Source organism: Polaribacter sp. KT25b, from assembly GCF_900105145.1.
In the GTDB taxonomy this organism is placed as follows: Bacteria; Bacteroidota; Bacteroidia; order Flavobacteriales; family Flavobacteriaceae; genus Polaribacter.
The window spans coordinates 3555937-3579420 of sequence record NZ_LT629752.1 but is presented as its reverse complement, the minus strand read 5'-3'; the positions used below and the strand labels follow the sequence as shown (position 1 = coordinate 3579420).

Genomic DNA, 23484 nt, shown 5'->3' with positions numbered 1-23484 from the left:
TATTTATGTGTGGCATATCAGCATATATAGGTTTTAGAGAAGCCTATCCAATCGTAATTAACGGTTTAAAAAGATTAGAATACAGAGGTTACGATAGCGCAGGTGTAATGATCTATGATGGAGATCAAATGCAATTATCAAAAATAAGGGGGAAGGTCTCAGACTTAGAAGGTGTTACCAATAAGGATGAAGCTAGAAAAAAAGGAAATATTGGTATTGGCCATACACGTTGGGCTACCCATGGTGTTCCTAATGATATAAATTCTCATCCTCATTTATCTCAATCTGGAGATTTAGCGATTGTTCATAATGGAATTATAGAAAACTATGATACTATTAAAAAAGAATTAATATCTAGAGGTTATACTTTTAAAAGTGATACAGACACAGAAGTATTAATAAATTTAATTGAAGAAGTAAAAATAAACGAAGGTTGTAAATTAGGTAAGGCCGTGCAATTAGCTTTAACGAATGTTGTTGGTGCTTATGCAATTGCTGTTTTTGATAAAACTAAACCAGACGAAATAATCGTTGCTCGTTTAGGAAGCCCGATTGCTATTGGAGTAGGAGACGAGTTTAAAGAGTTTTTTATAGCTTCGGATGCTTCGCCATTCGTAGAATATACTAAGAATGCTATTTATTTAGAAGATGAAGAAATGGCAATCATAAAATTAGGAAAAAAAGTAAAAGTTCATAAAATTAATGATGACTCTAAAGTAGAACCAACAGTTCTAAAGCTTCAAATGAGTTTGGATCAAATAGAAAAAGGTGGTTATGATCACTTTATGTTAAAAGAGATTCACGAGCAACCTAAAGCAATTACAGATACTTTTAGAGGTAGATTATTGGCAGAAGAAAATATGATTAGAATGTCTAGTATAGAAGATAATCTTGATCGTTTTTTAAATGCAAATAGAATTATTATAGTAGCTTGTGGTACTTCTTGGCATGCAGGTTTGGTTGGAGAATATCTTTTTGAGGATTTAGCAAGAATTCCTGTTGAAGTAGAATATGCATCAGAATTTAGATACAGAAACCCTGTTGTAACAGACAAAGATGTTGTAATTGCAATATCGCAATCTGGTGAAACTGCAGATACACTTGCAGCTATAAAATTAGCAAAATCTAATGGAGCTTTTGTTTATGGTATTTGTAATGTTGTAGGTTCTTCTATAGCTAGAGAAACAGATTCAGGTGCTTATACTCATGCTGGCCCAGAAATTGGTGTAGCATCCACAAAAGCTTTTACTACACAAATTACGGTGTTAACTTTAATTGCTTTAAAATTAGGTAGAGCAAATAAATCTTTATCAGAAGAAATTTTTAAAAACTATCTAGATAAAATGCAATTAATACCAGAGCAGGTTGAACAATTATTAAAAATTGACGAACATGTAAAATCGATTGCAGCTGTTTATAAAGATGCTAAAAACTGTTTATATTTAGGTAGAGGTTTTAATTTTCCTGTTGCACTTGAAGGCGCTTTAAAGTTAAAAGAAATTTCTTATATTCATGCAGAAGGGTATCCTGCAGCAGAAATGAAACACGGCCCAATTGCTTTGATTGATGAAAATATGCCAATTTTTGTAATTGCTACAAATAAGGGTCATTATGAAAAAGTAGTAAGCAACATTCAAGAAATAAAAGCAAGAGCAGGAAAAATTATAGCAATAGTTACAGATGGCGATACGCAGGTTAGAGATATTGCAGATCATGTAATTGAAATTCCAGATACAGAAGAAGCTTTAACACCATTATTAACTACAATTCCTTTTCAGTTATTATCGTATCATATAGCTGTAATGTTAGGAAAAAATGTAGATCAACCTAGAAATTTAGCAAAATCGGTTACTGTAGAGTAATTTATTTTTAACACAATAAAAAAATCCAGCTTAAAAAGTTGGATTTTTTTTATTATAAAGACTAAAACTATAATCAGATATTAGAATATTAACATAAATTAATTGTATAGTCTAAATTTTAGACATTAAGATATGAATTACAGTCAAATAGCCCTTTTGTTATTGCAAGGTACAATTGTTGCTTTTCTTATACTTTTATTATTTCGACTTAGAAAAAAATTAGGTATTGGAGTGTTATTTGCTTGCTTAGGATTGTTTCAATTTGTGCAAGTATTTTTATCTAGTACTTTGTATGTTTCAATTGCTAATAATTTTATAGTTTCACCAGGATCTTCGGTTTTATTTACGGCAACACTTTTTGTTTTACTAATTATATATATAAAGGAAGATTCCTTTGAAACTGAGAAAGTAATCTATACTTTACTTATTGTAAACGTTGTAATGTCGATCCTTTTACTAACTTTTGGTTTAAATTTTAAAGAAGAATCAGCATTAAACCCTTTAAACATATCAATAAATCTTTTTGATATTAGTGCATGGGTTTTATTTGTTGGTACAATAACACTGTTTTTAGATTCATTATTAATTATAATAATTTTCGAATTTATATCTAAGAAAATAAAGTACTTATTCTTACAAATTTGTTTAACAATGTTAATCGTTGTTATTTTCGATTCTATATTTTTTTCAATTATAGCATTTTGGAACTTCAATAATTTAAGTTCAATTTTAGTATCAGGAATTATATCAAAAGGGGTTTTTGCTATCTTTTACAGCATTATTTTTTATATCTACTTAAGATACTCTAATTCAGTCAATAACCTATCAAAAACTTTTAAAATAAAGAATTTTATAAATCGCAACGGATAAAATAAAATTTGAGTCTTTTAAATAAGAAATTAAAAAAAGATAAACAATTTAGTTAGGTTAAACTTAACTTTTTAAAAAAGATTATCAGAAAGTAGAAAAACAATCTTTAAGTTTTTTGATTATTCCTTTTTATAATAATGATAAAGAGCGACTTATTTAGTTAAAATTTAAAGGACCACTTTTTTAGTTTTATCAATTACATTTTTAAAACATAAGGTTATTTAAGCATAAATATTGAAAAAAAATATATTTTAGATTTAAAAAATAGAATATAGTTTGTAGATTATAGCTTTTAAAGTTAAAAGCTAATCTTAGCTATGCTTTATGATAATAAGACAAAAAATTAATGAGAATTCGAAAAAAATTTCAAATTGCTTTTATTTTAACCTCTATTATATTTATAGCAGGTATAATTACTATTTTTTATTTTACTTTGATGAACGATTTTGAAGAAGTAGAAGGAAATCGGCTTAATCAAAGAGTAGAAAATTCTGCAAAAGCGATAGATAACTTTATGTTAACTAGAATAGCAGATTTTAATGTTTTAAGTAATAATCCGTTATTTAGTTCAAGTTCTAGCGAAATTACTTCAGAATATTTAACAAGAGTAGAAAATCAATATCCCTTTTACAACAAACTTTTATTTGTAAATAAAGAAGGAATCATTCTATCTTCATCTGATAAGAAATTTATTGGTGAGAATTTGTTACAATTAGAGCCTGATTTAGAAGATGAATTTAAAAAAACAATAAATGGTGGCAATGATGATGTGTTTGTTTCAAATTTATCTATAACATCAAAAGATGAGATTAAAAAAAATCAATCATTTAACCTTAAATTATTTAGTGATGTTATTGATTTAGAAGGAAATGTTGTAGGTGTTTTAGTCGGTTTTATGAATATGAAGCCTCTAAACGAATTAATACTTTATATTGATAATATATCAACGGGTTATAAACGCACTTATTTATTAAACAATGAAGGAGTAGTACTTGTATCTGGAAATAAAGAAGTAAAAATTTATCAAAAACATCCAGATTTCTTGATAAATGAATTACAACAAAAATTTGAAAAGGCCGAAAAAGGTTTTTATTTTAATGAAAATTCTAAGGGTATAAAATTTCTATCAGGATTTACAACTCTTTCAAAATACGGAACTGAAAGTGTTAATAATTGGTATCTTCTTAGAATTGTACCTTTTAATGAAATAATGAAACCATTCTATAAAACAGTTTACATAGTTGTTTTCATTATTTTATTTATAATATCATTATTTATAATATTTCTTATTTATTCAAATACAAAAAGGGTTAAAAATTCTTTATTAGCAGCAGAAAGTAGGGAATATTCCTTAAAAGAAGTAAGTAAAGTAGCTAAAATAGGATATCAAGAATATGATATTGCTACTAATACTTTTATCTGGTCTGATTATGTGTATGAAATTTTTGGACTTGACCCAAAAGACGGAATGCCATCACCTGAAGAAATTGTGTCAGTTTTTGATAAAGAATCTCAAAAAAAGATTGCAGAAGCTGATCAAAATATTGATTATAATGGGATTCATTGTGATATTGAATTAAAATTAATAAATAAAAGAGAACAAGAAGTTTGGGTTCGTTATGTAGCTCAGCCGGTTGTTAACCAAAAGAACAAAATTGTTGGAAGAAGAGGTGTTTTACAAGATATTACAGTTTCTAAAAATGCACAATTAGAATTGCAACACTCCAAACAACAGATTCAAGATTCTTTAGACTTATTAGAAAAAAGTGAATTTGCTAAAGACGAGGCAAGTAAAGTAGGAAAAATAGGATATTGGAATTATGATGCAGCAACTGGTGATACTGTATGGTCTGATTATGTGTATGAAATTTTTGGTCTAAAACCCCAAAAGATTGCCCCAGTAATTACTGAAACTGCTAAGTTTTTTAATAAAGAGTATCAAATAAAAATTGCCCAAGTAACATCAGACCTTGCTACAAAAGGAATCCCTTACGATATTGAGTTAAAATTTATTAATAAAGATAATAAAGAAGTTTGGATACGAACTAAAGGTCAGCCAATTTATAACGAACAAAACGAAATTATAGGTAGAGGTGGTATAACACAAGATATTACAGAATCTAAAATTGCACAATTAGAACTAGAACTTTCTAAACAAAAAATTCAAGCCACTTTAGAACTCCTAGAAAAAAGTGAATTCGCCAAAAGTGAGGGGAATAAAATGGCTAAAATAGGATATTTAGAACATGATCTTGCAACGAATGTTTTTGTATGGTCTGATATTGTTTATCAGTTTTTTGGTTTAGAACCAAGCGATGAAATACCATCAAGAGATGAAATTATGAAACTTTATGATAAAGAATCTCAAGAAAAGTTAGCACAAGCAAACTTAAAACTTATAACTAAGGGTATTTCTTATGATGTAGATTTAAGAATTATCAATTTTAAAAAAGAAGAAGTATGGGTACGAAATGCTGTTCAGGCAGTTTATAACCAAGATAATAAAATTGTTGGTAGAAGAGGTGTAATGCAAGATATTACAGCTTCTAAAAAAGTACAATTAGAGTTACAATTCTCCAAACAAAAGATTCAAGAGTCTTTAAAGTTATTAGAAAAAAGCGAATACTCTAAAAATGAGGGTAGTAAAATTGCTAAAATAGGGTATTGGGATCATGATTTGATAACCAATACGATTATATGGTCTGATTATTTGTATCAGATTTTTGAATCAAATCCAAAAAATGGAATTCCGCCTCAAAATGAGATTATGGAAAAGTTTGATAAAGAATCTCAAGAAAAATTAGCGCAGGCAACGTTAGATATTATTTCTAAAGGTATTAGTTATGATATTGAGTTGAAATTTATTAATAAACAAAATGAAGAAGTTTGGTTAAGAAATGTGGCGCAACCTATATATAACAAAGAAAATGAAATTGTAGGTAAAAGAGGTGTAATGCAAAACATTACGGCATCTAAAAAAGCACAATTAGAATTAGAGTTGTCTAAACAAAAAATTCAAATTTCATTAGATCAGTTAGAAGAAAGTGAATATTCTTTAAAAGAAACTAGTAAAATAGCTAAAATAGGGTTTTGGGAATATGATTTATCAACCAAAGTGTTTATCTGGTCTGATTATATATATCATATTTATGCAATAGATCCTAAAGATGAAATTCCATCACGAAAAGAACTAATAGCATTTTACGATTTAGAATCTCAGAAAAAAATACAACAATCTATTCAAGATATAAGTATAAAAGGTATTAGTTATGATATAGAATTAAAATTAATTAATCTAAAAAAGAAAGAGATTTGGGTAAGAACAGTAGTTCAACCTATTTACGATAAAGAAAATAATATTATAGGTAGAAGAGGTGTAATGCAAGATATTACAGCTTCTAAAAAAGTACAACAAGAATTAGAGTTGTCTAAACAAGAGATTCAAGAGTCTTTAAATTTATTAGAACAGAGTAAATATTCTATGGATGAGGCAAGTAAAGTTGCTAAAATAGGGTATTTTGAACAAGATATTGCTACAGATACTTTTAAATGGTCAGATTATCTTTTTAACATTCATGGTTTTGATCCTGTAAAAAAAATACCTTCAAAAGAAGAATTTTTTAAAAATATAGATAAAGAATCTCTAGAAATATTAAATGAAGCTACCTCAAACCTTTATGCCAAAGGTGTTTCTTATGATATTGAAATGAAAATTTTTAATCAAATTAAAAATAAAAATGTTTGGGTAAGAAGTGTAGCACAGCCTATTTATAATGAAAAAAATGAAATTATAGGTAGAAGAGGAGTAACACAAGATATTACAGCATCTAAAAAAGCGCAACAAGAATTAGAGTTGTCTAAACAAGAGATTCAAGAGTCTTTAAATTTATTAGAACAGAGTAAATATTCTATGGACGAGGCAAGTAAAGTTGCTAAAATTGGGTATCATGATTATGATATTGCAACAGATACTTTTATTTGGTCTGAGTATCTTTATTATATTTTTGGTATAGATCCAAAAGAAACTATTACACGCAATAAGGCAATAACTTATTTTGATGAAGCATCTAAAGAAAAGGTAATACAAGCCACTTTAGATTTAGATTCTACAGGGACTCCCTATGATTTAGAGTTAAAAATAATAAATGGAAGAAATGAAGAGGTTTGGGTAAGAAATGTAGCGGAACCTATCTTTAATGAACAAAATGAAGTTATTGGTAGAAGAGGAGTTAGTCAAGATATAACTATCGCTAAAAAAGCACAACTTGAATTAGAAGTTTCTAAACAAGAAATTGAAACAGCTTTAGAATTGTTAGAAAAAAGTGAATACTCTAAAAATGAAGCTAGTAAGGTTGCTAAAATTGGTTTTATGGAGTATGATAATGCAACAGATGTTTTTAAATGGTCTGAGTATCTTTATAATTTATATGGCCTTGATCCCACCAAAAAAGTGCCACCAATAAAAGAAATTATACCATATTTTGATGAAGAATCAAAACAGAAAATGAAAGTCGCTACTACAGCGCTTGAAAGAGACGGCGTTCCTTATGATCTAGAGTTAAAATTATTCAATCAAAAAAAGAAAACAGTTTGGATGAGACTTGTTGTACAGCCAGTGTACAACGAACAACAAGAAGTTGTTGGTAGAAGAGGTGTTGCTCAAGATATTACACAAAGAAAATTAATACAAAATGAATTAGATCGTCAAAATAAACGATTATTTGAATTAAATAATTCGTTAAATCTAGCACAGAAATTAAGCCATGTTGGTAGTTGGCAATGGGATATGGTTACAGATACAGCAGAATGGTCTGATGAAATGTATAATATTTATGGGGTATCAAAAGAAAATTTTTGCCCAACAAATGAAAATGTTAAAAAGACAGTTTTACCAGAAGACCTGTATAAATTAGAACAAGGTGTTTCTTCGTTGCTAATAAACAAAACGTTTGTTCCGTTTGATTTTAGAATACAGCGCCCATCTGGAGAAGTTAGAACTGTGTTTATTATGGCTTTAGAAAAAGCTGATAATGAAAAAGTATTTGGTGTTACCAAGGATATTACAGAACGAGTACAAATTGAAAAAGAGAATTTAAGGATAAAAAATAATTTTAGGAGGCTATTTGATAATGCAACTATTTCTATTTGGAATGAAGATTTATCACAGGTTTTTAAAGAAATAGAAGTACTTAGAAGACTTGATATACCTAATATTAAACTATACTTAGAAGCACATCCAGATATAACAAATTCTTTGCTTGATAAGATAAAAATAAATAGTGTAAATAGAGCTACTTTAAAATTATTTAAAGCAAAAAGTCATCAAGAATTTTTAAATAATTTTCGAGATACTCTGGGTATAGGATCAAAGAAAGTATTTATAAGGTTTATAGAAGCAATATGGAATAATGAAAAAGCATTTACATCTGAGGTTACATATAAAACTTTAGCAGGAGATGAGTTTGCGACTTTATTATCTGTTGGTATTCCAAAAACTCTAACAGAACAACAAACGGTTCCTGTGAGTGTACAAAGTATTCAAAGTATAAAAGATGCACAATTAGAAAAAAAAGAGTCTATAAGGAGATTAAAAGAAGCGCAAGAATTAGCTCATGTTGGTAGCTGGTTATTTAATATTTCAAGTAAAAAAACAGAATGGTCTGATGAAACTTTTCGTATTTGGGGTTATGATTTAGATAAATCAGTACCAAGTCATGCTGAAATTATAAATCGAATTCATATCGATGACCAAGAAATGTTTAAAAATTCTGGAGATTTAGCTTCTACTATTGGAGAACCTTACGATATCGAATTTCGAATTTACATACCAAATCAAGAACAAAAAATATTAAGATCTATTTGCCAACCTATATTTGATGAAAACGGCAAAGTAGTTACTTTAAGAGGTACAAATCAAGATATTACTGCACAAAAACTTGCCATGCAAGAAATTGAAAAAGCAGAAGAAATGTATCGTATCTTAACAGATAACTCTAATGATTTAATTTCTTTACAGGAAAAAGACAGTACTTTTAAATATGTTAGTCCTTCTGTAAAAACACTATTAGGTTATGAACCATCAAGTTTTATAGGTAAAAAAGTTTTTAATTTAGTTCATAAACAAGATGTAGAGAAATTAAAAGAAGATATTCAAAATAGACTTTCTACGGATAAATATAATGAAGCGCTAACTTTTAGAGTTCGTCATAAAGAAGGACATTATATTTGGTTAGAGTATTTATCATCTCCTGTTTATGAAGGTAAAGAAATTAGCCATTTTGTTACCACTTCTAGAGATATTACAATGTGGGTAAAAGCGAAAAAAGAAATAGAAGAATATCAAAAGTCACTTCAGAAAATGACTACAGAGATTACAATGATAGAAGAAAAGCAAAAAAAGGAAATAGCTTCAAATATTCACGACCACTTAAGTCAATCTTTAGTAATTTCAAAAATGAGAATAAATCAGCTTAAAAAAAATCCGCAATTACAAGTTATTGATGATGATTTAAAATTTATTGAAACGCATATTTCTGAAGCTTTAGAAAATAGTCGTAAAATTACTTACGAACTATCACCACCAGTATTATATCAACTTGGTATTATTGATGCTTTAAATTGGTTACTTGATGATGTAGAAGCTACACATAAAATAACATGTCAATTTAATAGTAATGTAAATAATGTTAAACTTGATGATGTAAAATCGATTTTATTGTTTAGAAGTATACAAGAAGTGATAAAAAACACCATAAAATACGCAAATGCTTCTCTAATAACTTTAAATTTTGATAGAAACGATTTTGGTATATACATTCTAATATATGATGATGGAATAGGTTTTAATACTGATAAATTAAAAAATATTAATAATCATTCAGGATCTGGTTTTGGTTTGTTTACAGTTCAAGAACGTATTCAAAACATAAAGGGAAAATTTAGTATAGAATCACAAAAAAATGTTGGGACTTTTGTTAAAATTTTTATACCTTTAGCTACATGACCTGTATAAATGAATGTAATTAAATTAATATTAGTTGATGATCATAAATTATTGAGAGATGGTTTACGCAACATTATAGAGCAAAGATCTAATATGCATATAATTGGCGAGGCTTCTGATGGTAGAGAAGCAATAAAAGTATGCACTAAATTAATGCCAGATGTTGTGGTTATGGATGTTGCTATGCCTGGTTTAAATGGTATAGAAGCTGCTAGTCAAATACATAAAATAAATCCTAAAATAAAAATTATTGGTCTGTCTATGCATTCTTCTAAACAATTTATTCAAGGTATGTTTAAGGCAGGAGCTTTTGGTTACTTATTAAAAGATGGAGATTCCGACGAGTTAATTATTGCTATAACTACAGTGGTTGAGAATAAAAAATACTTGTCAAAAGACATTAACCAAGAGTTTCTTACTTTATTAAAGCAGGGTGAAAATTTACAGAAAGCAAAATTGAGTACAAGAGAGAAAGAGGTATTACAATTAATTGCAGAAGGTAAATCATCTAAAGAAATAGGAGAAGTATTATTTTTAAGTTCAAAGACTGTAGATGTTCATAGAAATAATATTATGAAAAAACTAGACTTACACACTATTCCCGAACTAACAAAATATGCTATTCAAAAAGGTTTAACTTCTTTAGATGTTTGATTTATAGTATTTTATTATTTGAAATAAGGTTAAAATGGGACAAATGTTAAGCATTTTGCTTATTTCAATGTACCTAAAAACTATCTAACTTACACCTTCCTTAAATTAAGGTTTACAATCTTATTTTGAAATTAAAATTAAAGAATTTATTAATAGTAGAAGACAACCTTTTTATTGGAAAGAGTGTCGTTAATATGGCTAAAGAAGTTAGTAGTATTGGAGATATACGCTTAATAAATTCCTTACAAGAAGCAATGTCTATTTTAATTGAAACGAATTTTGACTTATTAATACTTGATTTGAAATTACCTGATGGAAATGGTATAGAGCTACTAAAATGGCTTAAAGAGAAAAAAATAGACACAAAAGTCTTTGTTTTTTCTATAAGTAAAGAGTTAAAAAAAACGGCATTAAGATACGGCGCTTACGCCTTTTTTGATAAAGCAAAAGATGCTGATGAATTAATAGAAGCACTTAAAAAAGCTTAACTTAAAACTAATTTATCATTAGGAATAGATTCCTAAATATTTTCTGATTTTAAAAATTTTTAGCAAAAAAAAGCTAAACTTTGGGGGATAGTTTAGCTTTTTTGTAAAGTAAAAACGGGGGAATTTATATACTTTATAATTGGGGATTTATTTTTTTTTCAATAATATATTAAATATGGATTAATAATACACTACAAAGATAAGGCAGAGATTCATACTATTTTATAGGTAGATTCCTTAATTTTTAGCATAAAAAAAAAGCTAAACTTTGGGGGATAGTTTAGCTTTTTTATGAAGTAAAAACGGGGGAATTTATATACTTTATAATTGGGAAATTTTATTTTTTTTCAATAATATATTAAATATGATTAATAATACACTACAAAGATAAGGCAGAGATTCATATTATTTTATAGGTAGATTCCTTAATTTTTAGCACAAAAAAAAAGCTAAACTTTGGGGGATAGTTTAGCTTTTTTATGAAGTAAAAACGGGGGAATTTATATACTTTATAATTGGGAAATTTTATTTTTTTTCAATAATATATTAAATATGATTAATAATACACTACAAAGATAAGGCAGAGATTCATACTATTTTATAGGTAGATTCCTTAATTTTTAGCACAAAAAAAAAGCTAAACTTTGGGGGGTAGTTTAGCTTTTTTGTGAAGTAAAAACGGGGGAATTTATATACTTTACAATAGGGAATTTATTTTTTGATATTACTACATATAGTTAATAGTACACTACAAAGATAAAGCAGGTATTTATATTATTTTATAGGTAGATTTCTTAATTTTTCTTTATTAATAGCAACAAAAGTTTATTTAAGAGTTTTTTTTAAAAATAAAATGTTTTTTAACTTACTTCTCTAAACATTTTAAGAGATTAGGTTAAGATGATATTTAAAATTTTAAGCACAAAAAAGCTAAACTTTTTTAAAGTTTAGCTTTTAATATTTAAACTAAAGGGGAATTATTTTTTAATATCAAGAGTATTATCTAACCTCAAAGGTAATTGGTATGCTATAACTAACACCTACAGGCATTCCTCTTTGTTTACCAGGTGTCATTTTTGGTAAAGCACCAATAATTTCACCAACTTCTTTTTCTAAAACAGGGTGTGGTCCTCTAGATCTTACATTTGTTATTTTTCCGTTTTTATTAATTGTAAAAACAACGAATAATTTTTTCTTACCAGGTTGTAAGCCTAATTCTGTAGCTAAATTTACATCAAACCTTTTACCAAAAAATTCAGTTACTTTTTTAGTAAAACAATCTTTAAGTTCTTTGTTATTTCCTTTACAACCAGGGTAAACAGGAACATCTTCAATTAAAATAAAAGGAATATCTTCTACAACTTCTTCAACTTCCTCAACTTCAACAATGTCTTGTGTATTTACTACAACAGCTTGTCCTTCATCAGTTTCTGTAGATTCTATAATAGTTTCTTCTACTTTTAAATCATCTTCTACAACTTTAATTTTTTCAATTGTTGGTGGTGGATCATTTTGTTTTGGTGGCTCAACTTTTTTAATCTCTACTATAGGAATATCTTCTTGCATTTCATCAATCATATTTACAACTCCTAAGTTTGATGTGTTATCCATATCATAAGTCTTGTATTCCATACAAGCATAGGTAATATATAAAGTAAGAACTAAACCTATTTGCATGAAAATTTTACTATAATTTTCTAACTGTTGTTTTGGGTTTTTTTTAATTTCCATGATGGAATTTTTTAAATTATTTTAAATAGTCTGTTTAGATTATCAAATTCTTAATATTTTGATATCTGATTGTAAAATTAGAAGTTTTACGCTATTTAAAATATGATTTTCCTCATACTTTGTCGTGCACCTTGGTGGGGATGTTTTCGTTCCAGATTGTAAGAATATCTGTAGCTACAGATGCACCACTTCCTGCAGCAATTGAAAATTGACTTCTACAGCCAGCAATTGTACCACAACAATAGAGCCTTTTTTTAATAAGATAATCATCATTTTTTAATTGAATTCTATCTTTATTAGGGTTTGCTTTTTTATGAGGAATAATAAAAAGATCTAAACCTTTTATTAAAAAAGGTTTTGCATAATTTAAAGCCAGTACTACAATTTTAGATTGATATTTTTTCTTATTAGTTACAATAGTATAAAGACCATTTATTTCTTTTACTGATAAAACTTTCTCACTGTCAATTTGAGAAATGTGCGGATATAATGTTGATAAATGTTCTTTTCCGTTTGTTAAAATATCTTTTCCTAATGTTTTAGGTTGTAGACCTAAAACATTATTAAACAAGGCGTTTTCTAAATGAGAAGATTTTTGATGCATAATAATTGCAATTTTTTTATCAGCAGCAAAAGCTTTGTTTTTGGCAGAACCTAAAACCAATGCACATTGCATTCCAGAAACACCACCACCAATAATTATTGCATCAAAAGACATTTATATAAAAAGCATTTTTATGTTTTGAGTAAAAAGTTTTACAGAAATTGCTAATAAAATTACTCCAAAAACTTTGCGTATAATTAATATGCCAGTAGCACCAATTAAACGTTCTATTTTAGAAGAAGTTTTTAAAACAATATATAAAAAAATAACATTTAAAATTACAGCTATTATAATGTTTTGTATTGCAAATTCTGCACGTAAAGAAAGTAAAGTTGTTAAACTTCCTGGGCCAGCAATTAAAGGAAAAGCCAAAGGAAAAACCGTTGCAGTTACAACTCCATGATTGCCATCATCTTTATACAAAGTAATTCCTAAAATCATTTCTAAGGCAATAAAAAACAGAATAAACGAACCTGCTACAGCAAAAGAATGCACATCAATACCAATAAATTTTAGTAAACTTTGTCCTAAAAACAAGAATACAATCATAATTAAACCAGAAATTAAAGAGGCTTTTTCCGATTGAATATGACCTACTTTTTTACGTAAATCTATGATGATTGGTATGTTACCAATAATATCTATTACTGCAAACAAAACCATAAAAGCAGTAATAATTTCTTTGTAGCTAAAAGTCATTATAATAATGTATTTAATTTTTGTGCAAAATTAGTTAACTAACTTTACGAAATTGTTAAAAAGTAGAAAAAAATAATCTTATTTTTGCGGATATGTTTCAACTAGGAAAAACAATCGTTTCAGAAGATATTATCGAAAAAAATTTTGTGTGTAATTTATCTGCTTGTAAAGGAGCTTGCTGTATAGATGGAGATGCTGGTGCACCTTTAGAAAAAGAAGAAACCAAAATTTTAGAAAAAATTTATCCGAAGGTAGAACCTTATTTAAGTGAAAAAAGTAAAGCAGTTATCGAAAAAGAAGGTACTTGGGTTACAAGTGAATGGGGCGAATTAGAAACGCCTTTAATTGATGGCGCAGATTGTGCCTATGTAATTTTTGATAAAAATAAAACTGCACTTTGTGCAATTGAAGAGGCTTATAATCAAGGAGAAATCGGTTGGAAAAAACCAGTTTCGTGTCATTTATACCCTATTAGAGTAAAAGATTATAGCGAATTTTCTGCTGTAAATTACGATAAATGGGATATTTGCGATGATGCTTGTACGTTAGGAAAAGAGTTGCAAGTGCCAGTTTACAAGTTTGTTAAGCAAGCTTTAGTTCGTAAATTTGGGCAAAATTGGTACGACGAATTAGAAAAAGTAGCCGAAAACATGTAAATTTTATTTTACACCATTATAAATAGAGCAGTATCAATTTTTTTTGATGCTGCTTTTTTTTTGGCACATTCTTTGGTTTAACAAAGTCTTAACATTTAAAAACTTTCTAATTATGAAAAACTTAAAAAAATTACCAACCAAACAATTAGAAAAATTCTCTAACATTTTTACACAGTTAGGTCTTGTAGTAGTGCTTTTTGTCGTTTACCTAACGCTAGAGCACAAAACCGAACAAAAACAATTTGCCGTTGTAGATTTTGATCCGCCAGAAATTGTTATTTTTAATCCTGATGAAATTATTGAGTTTCGAAGAGAGGTGCAAAAAGCACCAAAAATTCCAGAAGTTAGCGTTGTGGATGTTTTTATTCCTGATGAACCAATTAAAAAAGGCGATAATAATGTTGTTGAAACAGTAATTAATTTACCTAAGGATAAAATTGTACATATAAATCCTGATGATATTGTTGTTATTGATGAAACATGGGAAACTCCAATTGAAACTGTACCTTTTATTAATATAGAATTTGCACCGGTTTTTAAAGGTTGTGAAGGTTTATCAAAAGAAGAAAATAAGGTATGTTTTGATAAAAAAATGAAAAAATTTGTACAACGTAATTTTGATATAGAATTAGCAAGCGAATTAGGTTTACAATCTGGTAAATATAAAATTCAGACGCAGTTTATTATTGATAATCAAGGAAACGTTGTTGATATACAAATTAGAGCGCCACATGATAAATTAAAAAACGAAACACAACAATTAATAGAAAAGCTTCCAAAATTTACGCCAGGTAAACAAAGAGACAAATCGGTAAAAGTTAAATATACAATGCCCATTTCTTTTCAAGTAGATTAAAAATTAAACCCAACTTTAAAGTTGGGTTTTTTTATTATTTCGTATTTTTGAGTTTATGAAAATCAATCAATTTTTAGATGCTACATATTTAAAAACGGCATCGCAGGCAAATATTACCGAAGAAGAAAATCAACAAAATGTAGTTGATTTAATAAACGAAGCTATTTTGTATAATTATAAGTTAGTTATGATTCGTGCAAAATATATTCCTTTAGCAAAAGAAATGCTCTTAAAAGCAAATGTTGATGTTTTAATAGGAACAGTTATCGATTTTCCAGAAGGAAATTCATCTAAAGAAATAAAGTTAGAAGAAGCCCAAAAAGCAATTGCTTTAGAAGCAGATGAACTAGATTTTGTAGTTAATTATACCGCTTTTAAAGAAGGTAAAATCAATTTAGTAAAAGCAGAGGTTTTTGCAGCAACTAAATTAGGTTTAGAAAATAATAAAGTTGTAAAGTGGATTATAGAAGTTGCAGCCTTAACATCAGAAGAAATTATTACAATTACACAATTAATAAAAGAAGTTGTACTTACAAATTTTGATGAAAATGCAGCTAAAAAAGTGTTTGTAAAATCGTCTACTGGTTTTTATAAAACCGAAAATAATTTACCAAACGGCGCTACTTTCGAAACTATGAAGTTAATTGCAGAAAATGCAAAACCGCTGCAAATAAAAGCTGCTGGCGGAGTTAGAGATTATGGTACAGCTTTAAAAATGATTACTTTAGGCGTTGATAGAATTGGTACATCATCTGCTAAAGAAATTTGTACAAAACAAGAAGGTAACAACGCTGGATATTAATTTTTCATGGATTATTTTGCACACGAAACAGCAATTATAGACGATAATTGTATTATTGGCAAGGATACAAAAATTTGGCATTTTAGTCATATTATGTCTAATTGTGTTATTGGCGAATCTTGTAATTTGGGTCAAAATGTGGTAATTTCTCCGGATGTTATTTTGGGTAGAAATGTAAAAGTGCAAAATAACGTTTCTATTTACACAGGTGTTATTTGCGAAGATGATGTTTTTTTAGGTCCATCAATGGTTTTTACAAATGTAATTAATCCTAGAAGTGCTGTTATCAGAAAAAATGAATATCAAAAAACGATTGTAAAAAAAGGAGCAAGTATTGGCGCAAATGCAACAATTGTTTGTGGTAAAACAATTGGTGAATTTGCTTTAATTGGCGCGGGAACAGTTGTTACAAAAGAAGTTTTGCCTTATGCTTTAGTTGTTGGTAATCCGTCAAAACAAATTGGTTGGGTTAGCGAATTTGGTCATAAATTAGAATTTAATGAACTCGGTTTTGCTATTTGTAAAGAAAGTGGAGAAGAATATAATTTGACAAATAATAGTGTAACTAAAATTTAAAATAAAACGATGAAAACAAAAGAAAGTGATTTTTTTATTGATAAATTAATTGTAAAATATCAAGCATTTACGCATAAAGAAAAAACAATTTTAAATTTAAGTATTGCATTATTTTTTGTTCTTTTTATAATTGGATCGTTCTATAATGGTGGCGAAGTTTTAGGAAAGTTTTTATATAATATTAGTCATTAACTTTTTCTTACTACTTAAAAAAAACTTCATTTCTCCGCTTAAAATATCGAAATAAATTGAATTTAAATGTTTAGACATCAAGGTAAAAGTAGAACTTTAAAACATAATTTAAGAATTGCTTCTATTTTGTCTTTTGTAGCCGGAGTTGTAAATGTTTCAGGTTTTTTAGCTTTTAAACAATTGGCAACAAATGTAACGGGGCATTTTGCGTTGTTTATTAATGATGTTGCACATTTTAAATTTTGGAAAGGAACTATTTATTTTCTTTATATTTTTTCATTTCTTTTGGGGTCTTTTTCTTCAAGTTTTTTAATAGAGATATTTAAAGAAAACAAAAAATTAAACGTTTTTGTAATACCAACAATAATTGAATCTTTAGTTTTAATATCGATTGCAATTATAAGTGATGTAGTTGTTATACAATACCCCAATTTAATTATTTGCTTACTTCTTTTTTCTATGGGAATGCAAAACTCTTTTGTAACCAAAATTTCGGATGCAATTGTTAGAACTACGCATTTAACGGGGTTATTTACAGATTTAGGAATTGAATTATCTCAATTGTTTTTTCCGGAAACACATCCACATAGAGAAGAAATTAAATCAACTATAAAACTAAGAATTTTTATAATCTGTTTCTTTTTTATGGGCGGATTAATAGGTGGATTTATCTATTCTAAACTCGATTTTAAATTAAACACACTTATTTTTGGAGCAATAATTTTATTAATAAGTTTGTTTTTTGATGATTTTAGATATAAAGTTATAAGAACTAGAAGAAAATATAAACATAAAAAAAACGTGAAAGGGAATATTATTACATCTTTAGAATAAAAAAAATCTGAAGTAATTATTTTACTTCAGATTTTTTTTAACTGTCTATTAAAATCAAAATTGTCAACTAAATTAAGGCGCAGGATTAGGAATTAAAGCATGAACTGCATTTATTTCATCTATAATTTCATCAGATAAATGAACATAAATAGACGCTATATTTTCTTTTAATTGACTTATTTTTGTTGCTCCTATAATATTACTTGTTACAAATGGCAACTGATTTATAAACGCTAAAGACATTTGTATTAAAGATAAATTATGCTTTTTTGCAATTTCTAAATATTTTAGAACTGCTTTTTCTGATCCGTCATTTTTATATCTAGAAATAAACCTTGGATACAAAGTTCCTCTAGCACCTTCTGGTAAATTGCCATCTAAATATTTGCCAGATAAAACTCCTTGTGCTAATGGAGAATACGCTAATAAACCAATGTTTTCTCTCATAGAAACTTCGCTTAATCCAATTTCGTAAGGTCTATGAATTAAAGAATATGAATTCTGAATTGTTACAGGTCTAGGTAAATTATTTTCTGTAGAAGTTTGTAAATATTTTAGCGTTCCCCAAGGTGTTTCATTAGATAAACCAATGTGTTTTATTTTTCCTTGTTTTATAAAATCTTGCAAAGTTTCTAATATTTCTAAATGTTTTTCTACTTCTTTAGAAAATGTTTTATACGGGTATTCTCTTGATCCGAAGCAATTTACACCACGATCTGGCCAATGCAACTGATACAAATCTAAATAATCTGTTTTTAAACGTTTTAAGCTTCCTTCAATTGCTTCTGTAATGTTTTGTTTGTTGAATCCGCCAGTTCTAATATGTTTTGTATAGTCGCCAGTTCCAGCAATTTTACTTGCTAAAACAACTTTATCTCTATTACCTGTTTTTTGAAACCAATTTCCAATAATTCTTTCTGTTTCTCCATATGTTTCTGCATTTGCAGGTACAGGATATAACTCTGCGGCATCAAAGAAATTTACACCTTTTTCTAAAGCATAATCCATTTGTTCATGCGCTTCTGCTTCTGTATTTTGATTTCCCCAAGTCATGGTTCCTAAACATATTTTAGAAACTTTTGTATCTGTATTTGGTAGTTTTGTGTATTTCATTTTTGATGTGTTATTGTTGATTTGTTTAAATGTAAAACAGATTGCTAAATTAAAAACTATTATTTTAATCAAAAAAAGAAAGCGTGTAATAGTTAAAATTACACGCTTTCACATTTTTATTTAATTGTAGGGCGATAGCCAAGGTTTAATTCCTCAAGACTTACCTTGAATTGTAAGATATTTTTTTCTGAAGCATACCTTGCATCCTTGGGTCGAGGTTGTTGATTTAGTAATAGTTAAGATTTACACACTTAAACAGTTACGCAATTAACTTATTTTAAAATAGCTTCAATTCCTGGTAAAGTTTTACCTTCTAACATTTCTAACATTGCGCCACCACCAGTAGAAACATAGCTTACTTTATCTGCAAAGCCAAATTGTTTAACAGCAGCAACAGAATCTCCACCACCAACTAAAGAAAACGATCCGTTTTTAGTAGCTTTTTCAATAGAATTTCCAAGTGCAATTGTACCACCAGCAAAAGTTTCCATTTCAAAAACACCTAAAGGTCCGTTCCATAAAATGGTTTTACATTTATTTACAATTTCGTCAAAAATTTCTCTTGATTTTGGTCCTGCATCTAAACCTTGCCATCCATCAGGAATTTTAGTGATATCGCAAATTTGTGTATTTGCATCATTGCTAAAATCATCAGCAGCAATAACATCAACAGGTATATGAACTTCTACGCCTTTTTCTTTTGCTTGTTTTAAAATGTCTAAAGCCAATTCCATTTTATCATCTTCACAAATAGAATCTCCAACAGTACCTCCTTGTGCTTTGATAAATGTAAAACTCATTCCACCACCAATAATTAAATGGTTTACTTTGTCTAAAATATTTTCAATAACAGTAATTTTTGAAGATACTTTTGCGCCTCCTAAAATTGCTAAAACTGGTTTTTCAGAATTATTTAAAACTTTATCGATGCTTTCAATTTCTCTAGCTAATAAGTTTCCAAAACATTTATTGCCTTCAAAAAATTGGGCAATAATTGTTGTTGATGCATGCGCTCTATGAGCAGTACCAAACGCATCATTTACATAAATATCTCCTAATTTAGAAAGTTGTTCTGCAAAAGCAACGTCTCCTTTTTTCTCTTCATCATAAAAACGTAAGTTTTCTAATAATAAAATTTCTCCATTTTCTAAATTTGCTGCAGCTTCTTCAACTTTTGGTCCAACACAATCATCAACAAATTTTACATTTACTCCAATAATATTAGTGATATCATCAACTATATGACGTAAAGAAAATTGATCTTGTTTCCCTTTTGGACGACCCAAATGTGACATTAAAACGCAGCTTCCTCCGCCTTCTAAAACCTCTATAATGGTAGATTTTGCAGCTTCAATTCTTGTAGCGTCTGTTACCTCAAATTTATCATTTAAAGGCACGTTAAAATCTACACGTATAATTGCTTTTTTATTTTCGAAATTAAAATCTTTTAGTGTTTTCATTTTTGTTGATATTTTTAACAAAAATACTCTATTATTTACGGTTATTAAAATTGATAACTTAAAAATTAAGATAACGTTTGCGTAATTTAATTAGTTTAAAATTTGCCGTAAATTCTAGAATTTGTGAGCAACAAATTTTTATATTTGTAGATGCTTTTTAACCAAATAATAGGCCAAGAACATATTAAAAAACATTTGCAAAAATCTGCCGAAAACGGTAGAGTGCCGCACGCACAATTATTTGTTGGTAAAGAAGGTTGTGGTACGTTGCCAATGGCTATTGCGTATGCACAATTTTTACTCTGTAATTTTTCTGATGATGTAGATTCTTGTAACATAAAATGTAATAAACTGCAACATCCAGATTTGCATTTTGCATTTCCTGTAACAACGAGCGATGCGGTAAAAAAACATCCTGTAAGTGATTTGTATTTAGAGGATTGGCGAAGTTTTATTGCAGATCAGCCTTATGGAAGTTTGTTTAATTGGTTGCAACATATTGGTGTAGAAAACAAACAAGGGTTAATTGGAGTTGATGAAGCAGAAGCTGTTGTAAAAAAATTACAATTAAAAAGTTACGAAGGTGGTTTTAAAGTAATGATTATTTGGATGGCAGAAAAGATGAATATTGCTGCTGCTAATAAATTATTAAAATTAATAGAAGAACCGCCAAATAAAACTGTTTTTTTACTGATAACAGAAAACGAAGAGCAGATTATAAACACTATAAGGTCTCGTTGCCAAGCCTTGCACTTTTCTGCTTTAAGTGAGCAAGATATCGAGAATGCATTGATTGTAAATCATCAAGTTGAAGATAAAGAAGCTGCAAATATTGCACATCAAGCAGAAGGAAATTTAAATAAAGCCTTGCATTTAATGGATAAAGATGCTGCTGATTTAGTTTTTGAAGAATGGTTTATAACTTGGATTAGAACTGCTTTTAAAGCAAAAGGAAACGCAGCAGTTGTACAGCAATTAATTGCTTGGTCTGATACGATAGCAAAATCTGGAAGAGAAACTCAAAAACGATTTTTAGAATATTGTTTGCAGTTTTTTAGACAAGCACTTTTACTAAATTATAAGTCTGATCAATTAGTTTTTATGGAAACAAAATCTGGTTTTAATTTATCTAAATTTGCGCCTTTTGTACATTCTGGAAATATTCTAGATATAGAAAAAGAACTAAATGATGCTATGTATCATGTTGAAAGAAATGGGAATGCAAAAATTATTCTGTTAGATCTTTCTATGAAGCTTACTCGTTTTTTACATAAAAAAGAAGAGAAGATTTAGTATTTCTGTCATTGCGAGTTTACGAAGCAATCTCTTAAATTAGAACTAAAAAGTTACAAATTAATTCGTCTTTCATTCTTATATCACAAATTATAAATTCGTTAATCTAGCAACATATTTACCAATTACATCAAATTCTAAGTTTACAACATCATCAATTTGTAATGTTTTAAAAGTAGTATTTTCTTTTGTATACGGAATAATTGCAACACTAAATTCATCTTTTTTAGAGTTGACAACTGTTAAACTTATACCATTTATAGTAATAGAACCTTTTTCTATGGTGATGTTATTTTTATCAGAATTATAATGAAAAGTATATACTGTACTTCCGTTTTCGTCTTTTATGTTTTTGCAAATTCCAGTTTCATCAACATGACCTTGTACTATATGACCGTCTAAACGATCACCTAATTTCATGGCGCGTTCGAGATTAATAATATCGGCTTTTTTTAATTTTCCAAGATTAGTTTTATCAAGCGTTTCTTTGATTGCTGTTACTGTGTATTCATTATTATTAATAGCAACAACCGTTAAACAAACACCATTATGAGCCACACTTTGATCTACTTTAAGTTCGTTTGTAATGTTGCTTTCTATTGTTAAATGAACATTTTCTTGTTCTTTTACAACGTTTGTTACTAATCCAAGTGTTTCTATAATTCCTGTAAACATATCACTAAAATTTCGTTACTTTTGTACACATCAAAAATAGCAATATTACAAGAGTTATATGGATAAATCTGATAAAATAATCGTTGGAATTTCAATTGGAGATTTAAATGGAATTGGCATTGAGGTAATTTTAAAAACATTTGAAGACAAAAGAATGTTAGATTTTTGTACTCCAGTACTTTTTGGAGCAACAAAAGTAATTTCATATCACAAAAAAGCTTTAAGAATTGAAACTCCTGTTCACGGAATTACATCAATAAACCAAATAAATCATTCTAAAATAAATGTTCTAAATATTTGGAAAGAAGAAGTTGCAATTGAATTTGGTACAGCAACTAAGGTTTCTGGCGAATATGCTGCAAAATCTTTAGCGGCTGCGGTAGAGCATTTAAAAGATAAAAAGATTGATGTGCTTTTAACAGCGCCAATTAATAAAGAAAATATACAATCAGAAACATTTAATTTTCCTGGTCATACAGAATATCTAGAAGCTAATTTAGAAGGAAAAAGTTTAATGATTTTAATGACGAATGAATTGCGAATTGGTTTGATAACCGGCCATATTCCTATATCTAAGGTAGCAGAATCTCTTACTCCAGAATTGATTAAGAGTAAAGTAGAAACAATGCATATGTCTTTAATGCAAGATTTTGGAATTGATAAGCCAAAAATTGCAGTTTTATCTTTGAATCCGCATTGTGGAGATAAAGGCGTAATTGGTACAGAAGATGACGAAATTATAAAGCCAACAATCGAAAAAATTAGAGAAACTGGCAAATTAGTTTTTGGGCCTTATGCTGCAGATGGCTTTTTTGGTTCTGAAACTTACAAACAATTTGATGGTGTTTTGGCAACTTATCACGATCAAGGTTTAGCACCTTTTAAAGCGTTGTCTTTTGGTAAAGGAGTTAATTTTACAGCAGGCTTAAATGCAGTTAGAACCTCACCAGACCACGGAACGGGTTATGATATTGCCGGAAAAAATATGGCAAATCCATCTTCTTTTGTAGAGGCATTATTTACTGGAATTGAGGTTTTTAAAACAAGAAAAGAGTATTTAGAACTTACTCATAATCCGCTAATTGTAAAATAAAAATAAAGATTTTTCTTTTTTTG

19 protein-coding genes are annotated in these 23484 nt (G+C 28.3%); 13 read left to right on the top strand and 6 right to left on the bottom strand.

Annotated features, from left to right (window positions below; translation table 11 throughout):
* The first annotated feature begins 5 nt into the window (after nucleotides 1-5).
* From glmS to BLT70_RS15445, 5 genes are all read left to right on the top strand, one after another.
* Entirely contained in the window at nucleotides 6-1862 is a 1857-nt protein-coding gene (gene glmS / locus BLT70_RS15465) for a glutamine--fructose-6-phosphate transaminase (isomerizing) (protein WP_091896409.1), read from the top strand.
* A gap of 132 nt (nucleotides 1863-1994) precedes the next feature.
* On the top strand, nucleotides 1995-2732 hold the full coding sequence (locus BLT70_RS15460; protein WP_157691921.1) for a hypothetical protein: 738 nt from the start codon (nucleotides 1995-1997) through the stop codon (nucleotides 2730-2732).
* A gap of 346 nt (nucleotides 2733-3078) precedes the next feature.
* Nucleotides 3079-9735, top strand: a complete 6657-nt coding sequence (locus tag BLT70_RS15455; RefSeq protein WP_091896403.1) for a PAS domain-containing protein — start codon at nucleotides 3079-3081, stop codon at nucleotides 9733-9735.
* Nucleotides 9736-9744: 9 nt separating this feature from the next.
* Entirely contained in the window at nucleotides 9745-10389 is a 645-nt protein-coding gene (locus BLT70_RS15450) for a response regulator transcription factor (protein WP_197678367.1), read from the top strand.
* Between the two features lie 125 nt (nucleotides 10390-10514).
* Complete coding sequence (locus BLT70_RS15445) at nucleotides 10515-10877, top strand: response regulator (protein WP_157691920.1); 363 nt, start codon at nucleotides 10515-10517, stop codon at nucleotides 10875-10877.
* Between the two features lie 999 nt (nucleotides 10878-11876).
* Here the strand turns inward: BLT70_RS15445 and BLT70_RS15440 are convergent.
* The 3 genes from BLT70_RS15440 to BLT70_RS15430 form a co-directional block, all read right to left on the bottom strand.
* Nucleotides 11877-12608 (bottom strand): energy transducer TonB, encoded by a 732-nt coding sequence (locus tag BLT70_RS15440; RefSeq protein ID WP_091896397.1) that lies wholly within the window; start codon nucleotides 12606-12608, stop codon nucleotides 11877-11879.
* A 112-nt stretch (nucleotides 12609-12720) separates the two neighbouring features.
* Nucleotides 12721-13326: an NAD(P)/FAD-dependent oxidoreductase gene (locus tag BLT70_RS15435; RefSeq protein WP_091896395.1), complete on the bottom strand. Its 606-nt coding sequence runs from the start codon at nucleotides 13324-13326 to the stop codon at nucleotides 12721-12723.
* Nucleotides 13327-13911 carry a MarC family protein gene (locus BLT70_RS15430; protein ID WP_091896392.1) on the bottom strand — a complete coding sequence of 195 codons (585 nt, stop codon included), beginning with the start codon at nucleotides 13909-13911 and terminating at the stop codon, nucleotides 13327-13329. It abuts the gene before it with no gap.
* Between the two features lie 92 nt (nucleotides 13912-14003).
* Between BLT70_RS15430 and BLT70_RS15425 the strand changes: the two genes are divergently transcribed.
* The 6 genes from BLT70_RS15425 (at nucleotide 14004) to BLT70_RS15400 (ending at nucleotide 17827) form a co-directional block, all read left to right on the top strand.
* Complete coding sequence (locus tag BLT70_RS15425; RefSeq protein ID WP_091896389.1) at nucleotides 14004-14567, top strand: DUF3109 family protein; 564 nt, start codon at nucleotides 14004-14006, stop codon at nucleotides 14565-14567.
* A gap of 112 nt (nucleotides 14568-14679) precedes the next feature.
* Nucleotides 14680-15423, top strand: a complete 744-nt coding sequence (locus BLT70_RS15420) for an energy transducer TonB (protein ID WP_091896386.1) — start codon at nucleotides 14680-14682, stop codon at nucleotides 15421-15423.
* A 55-nt stretch (nucleotides 15424-15478) separates the two neighbouring features.
* Nucleotides 15479-16225 (top strand): deoxyribose-phosphate aldolase, encoded by a 747-nt coding sequence (gene deoC / locus BLT70_RS15415; protein ID WP_091896384.1) that lies wholly within the window; start codon nucleotides 15479-15481, stop codon nucleotides 16223-16225.
* Between the two features lie 6 nt (nucleotides 16226-16231).
* Complete coding sequence (locus BLT70_RS15410; RefSeq protein WP_091896382.1) at nucleotides 16232-16801, top strand: acyltransferase; 570 nt, start codon at nucleotides 16232-16234, stop codon at nucleotides 16799-16801.
* A 9-nt stretch (nucleotides 16802-16810) separates the two neighbouring features.
* Complete coding sequence (locus tag BLT70_RS15405; RefSeq protein WP_091896380.1) at nucleotides 16811-16993, top strand: hypothetical protein; 183 nt, start codon at nucleotides 16811-16813, stop codon at nucleotides 16991-16993.
* Between the two features lie 66 nt (nucleotides 16994-17059).
* Nucleotides 17060-17827: a YoaK family protein gene (locus BLT70_RS15400; protein ID WP_091896377.1), complete on the top strand. Its 768-nt coding sequence runs from the start codon at nucleotides 17060-17062 to the stop codon at nucleotides 17825-17827.
* Between the two features lie 72 nt (nucleotides 17828-17899).
* On the opposite strand, the gene BLT70_RS15395 is transcribed toward BLT70_RS15400, so the two are convergent.
* Nucleotides 17900-18940, bottom strand: coding sequence for an aldo/keto reductase (locus BLT70_RS15395; protein ID WP_091896375.1), 1041 nt, complete (start codon nucleotides 18938-18940; stop codon nucleotides 17900-17902).
* A 272-nt stretch (nucleotides 18941-19212) separates the two neighbouring features.
* A complete protein-coding gene (pgk, locus tag BLT70_RS15390) occupies nucleotides 19213-20400 on the bottom strand; it encodes a phosphoglycerate kinase (protein WP_091896372.1) in 1188 nt (395 codons plus the stop codon).
* 150 nt (nucleotides 20401-20550) lie between these two features.
* On the opposite strand from pgk, the gene BLT70_RS15385 reads away from it, so the two are divergent.
* On the top strand, nucleotides 20551-21693 hold the full coding sequence (locus BLT70_RS15385; RefSeq protein ID WP_091896369.1) for a DNA polymerase III subunit delta': 1143 nt from the start codon (nucleotides 20551-20553) through the stop codon (nucleotides 21691-21693).
* Between the two features lie 90 nt (nucleotides 21694-21783).
* Here the strand turns inward: BLT70_RS15385 and BLT70_RS15380 are convergent, their stop codons facing one another.
* Nucleotides 21784-22368: a riboflavin synthase gene (locus BLT70_RS15380; RefSeq protein WP_091896366.1), complete on the bottom strand. Its 585-nt coding sequence runs from the start codon at nucleotides 22366-22368 to the stop codon at nucleotides 21784-21786.
* A gap of 58 nt (nucleotides 22369-22426) precedes the next feature.
* On the opposite strand from BLT70_RS15380, the gene pdxA reads away from it, so the two are divergent.
* On the top strand, nucleotides 22427-23461 hold the full coding sequence (gene pdxA / locus BLT70_RS15375) for a 4-hydroxythreonine-4-phosphate dehydrogenase PdxA (protein WP_091896363.1): 1035 nt from the start codon (nucleotides 22427-22429) through the stop codon (nucleotides 23459-23461).
* The last annotated feature ends 23 nt before the right edge of the window (nucleotides 23462-23484 follow it).

Coding starts and splice junctions, on each gene's coding strand:
- BLT70_RS15420 (WP_091896386.1), top strand. CDS start 14,680: ATGAAAAACTTAAAAAAATTACCAACCAAACAATTAGAAAAATTCTCT.
- BLT70_RS15435 (WP_091896395.1), bottom strand. CDS start 13,326: ATGTCTTTTGATGCAATAATTATTGGTGGTGGTGTTTCTGGAATGCAA.
- glmS (WP_091896409.1), top strand. CDS start 6: ATGTGTGGCATATCAGCATATATAGGTTTTAGAGAAGCCTATCCAATC.
- BLT70_RS15440 (WP_091896397.1), bottom strand. CDS start 12,608: ATGGAAATTAAAAAAAACCCAAAACAACAGTTAGAAAATTATAGTAAA.
- BLT70_RS15400 (WP_091896377.1), top strand. CDS start 17,060: ATGTTTAGACATCAAGGTAAAAGTAGAACTTTAAAACATAATTTAAGA.
- BLT70_RS15410 (WP_091896382.1), top strand. CDS start 16,232: ATGGATTATTTTGCACACGAAACAGCAATTATAGACGATAATTGTATT.
- pdxA (WP_091896363.1), top strand. CDS start 22,427: ATGGATAAATCTGATAAAATAATCGTTGGAATTTCAATTGGAGATTTA.
- BLT70_RS15385 (WP_091896369.1), top strand. CDS start 20,551: ATGCTTTTTAACCAAATAATAGGCCAAGAACATATTAAAAAACATTTG.
- deoC (WP_091896384.1), top strand. CDS start 15,479: ATGAAAATCAATCAATTTTTAGATGCTACATATTTAAAAACGGCATCG.
- BLT70_RS15380 (WP_091896366.1), bottom strand. CDS start 22,368: ATGTTTACAGGAATTATAGAAACACTTGGATTAGTAACAAACGTTGTA.
- BLT70_RS15450 (WP_197678367.1), top strand. CDS start 9,745: ATGAATGTAATTAAATTAATATTAGTTGATGATCATAAATTATTGAGA.
- BLT70_RS15430 (WP_091896392.1), bottom strand. CDS start 13,911: ATGACTTTTAGCTACAAAGAAATTATTACTGCTTTTATGGTTTTGTTT.
- pgk (WP_091896372.1), bottom strand. CDS start 20,400: ATGAAAACACTAAAAGATTTTAATTTCGAAAATAAAAAAGCAATTATA.
- BLT70_RS15395 (WP_091896375.1), bottom strand. CDS start 18,940: ATGAAATACACAAAACTACCAAATACAGATACAAAAGTTTCTAAAATA.
- BLT70_RS15455 (WP_091896403.1), top strand. CDS start 3,079: ATGAGAATTCGAAAAAAATTTCAAATTGCTTTTATTTTAACCTCTATT.
- BLT70_RS15425 (WP_091896389.1), top strand. CDS start 14,004: ATGTTTCAACTAGGAAAAACAATCGTTTCAGAAGATATTATCGAAAAA.
- BLT70_RS15405 (WP_091896380.1), top strand. CDS start 16,811: ATGAAAACAAAAGAAAGTGATTTTTTTATTGATAAATTAATTGTAAAA.
- BLT70_RS15460 (WP_157691921.1), top strand. CDS start 1,995: ATGAATTACAGTCAAATAGCCCTTTTGTTATTGCAAGGTACAATTGTT.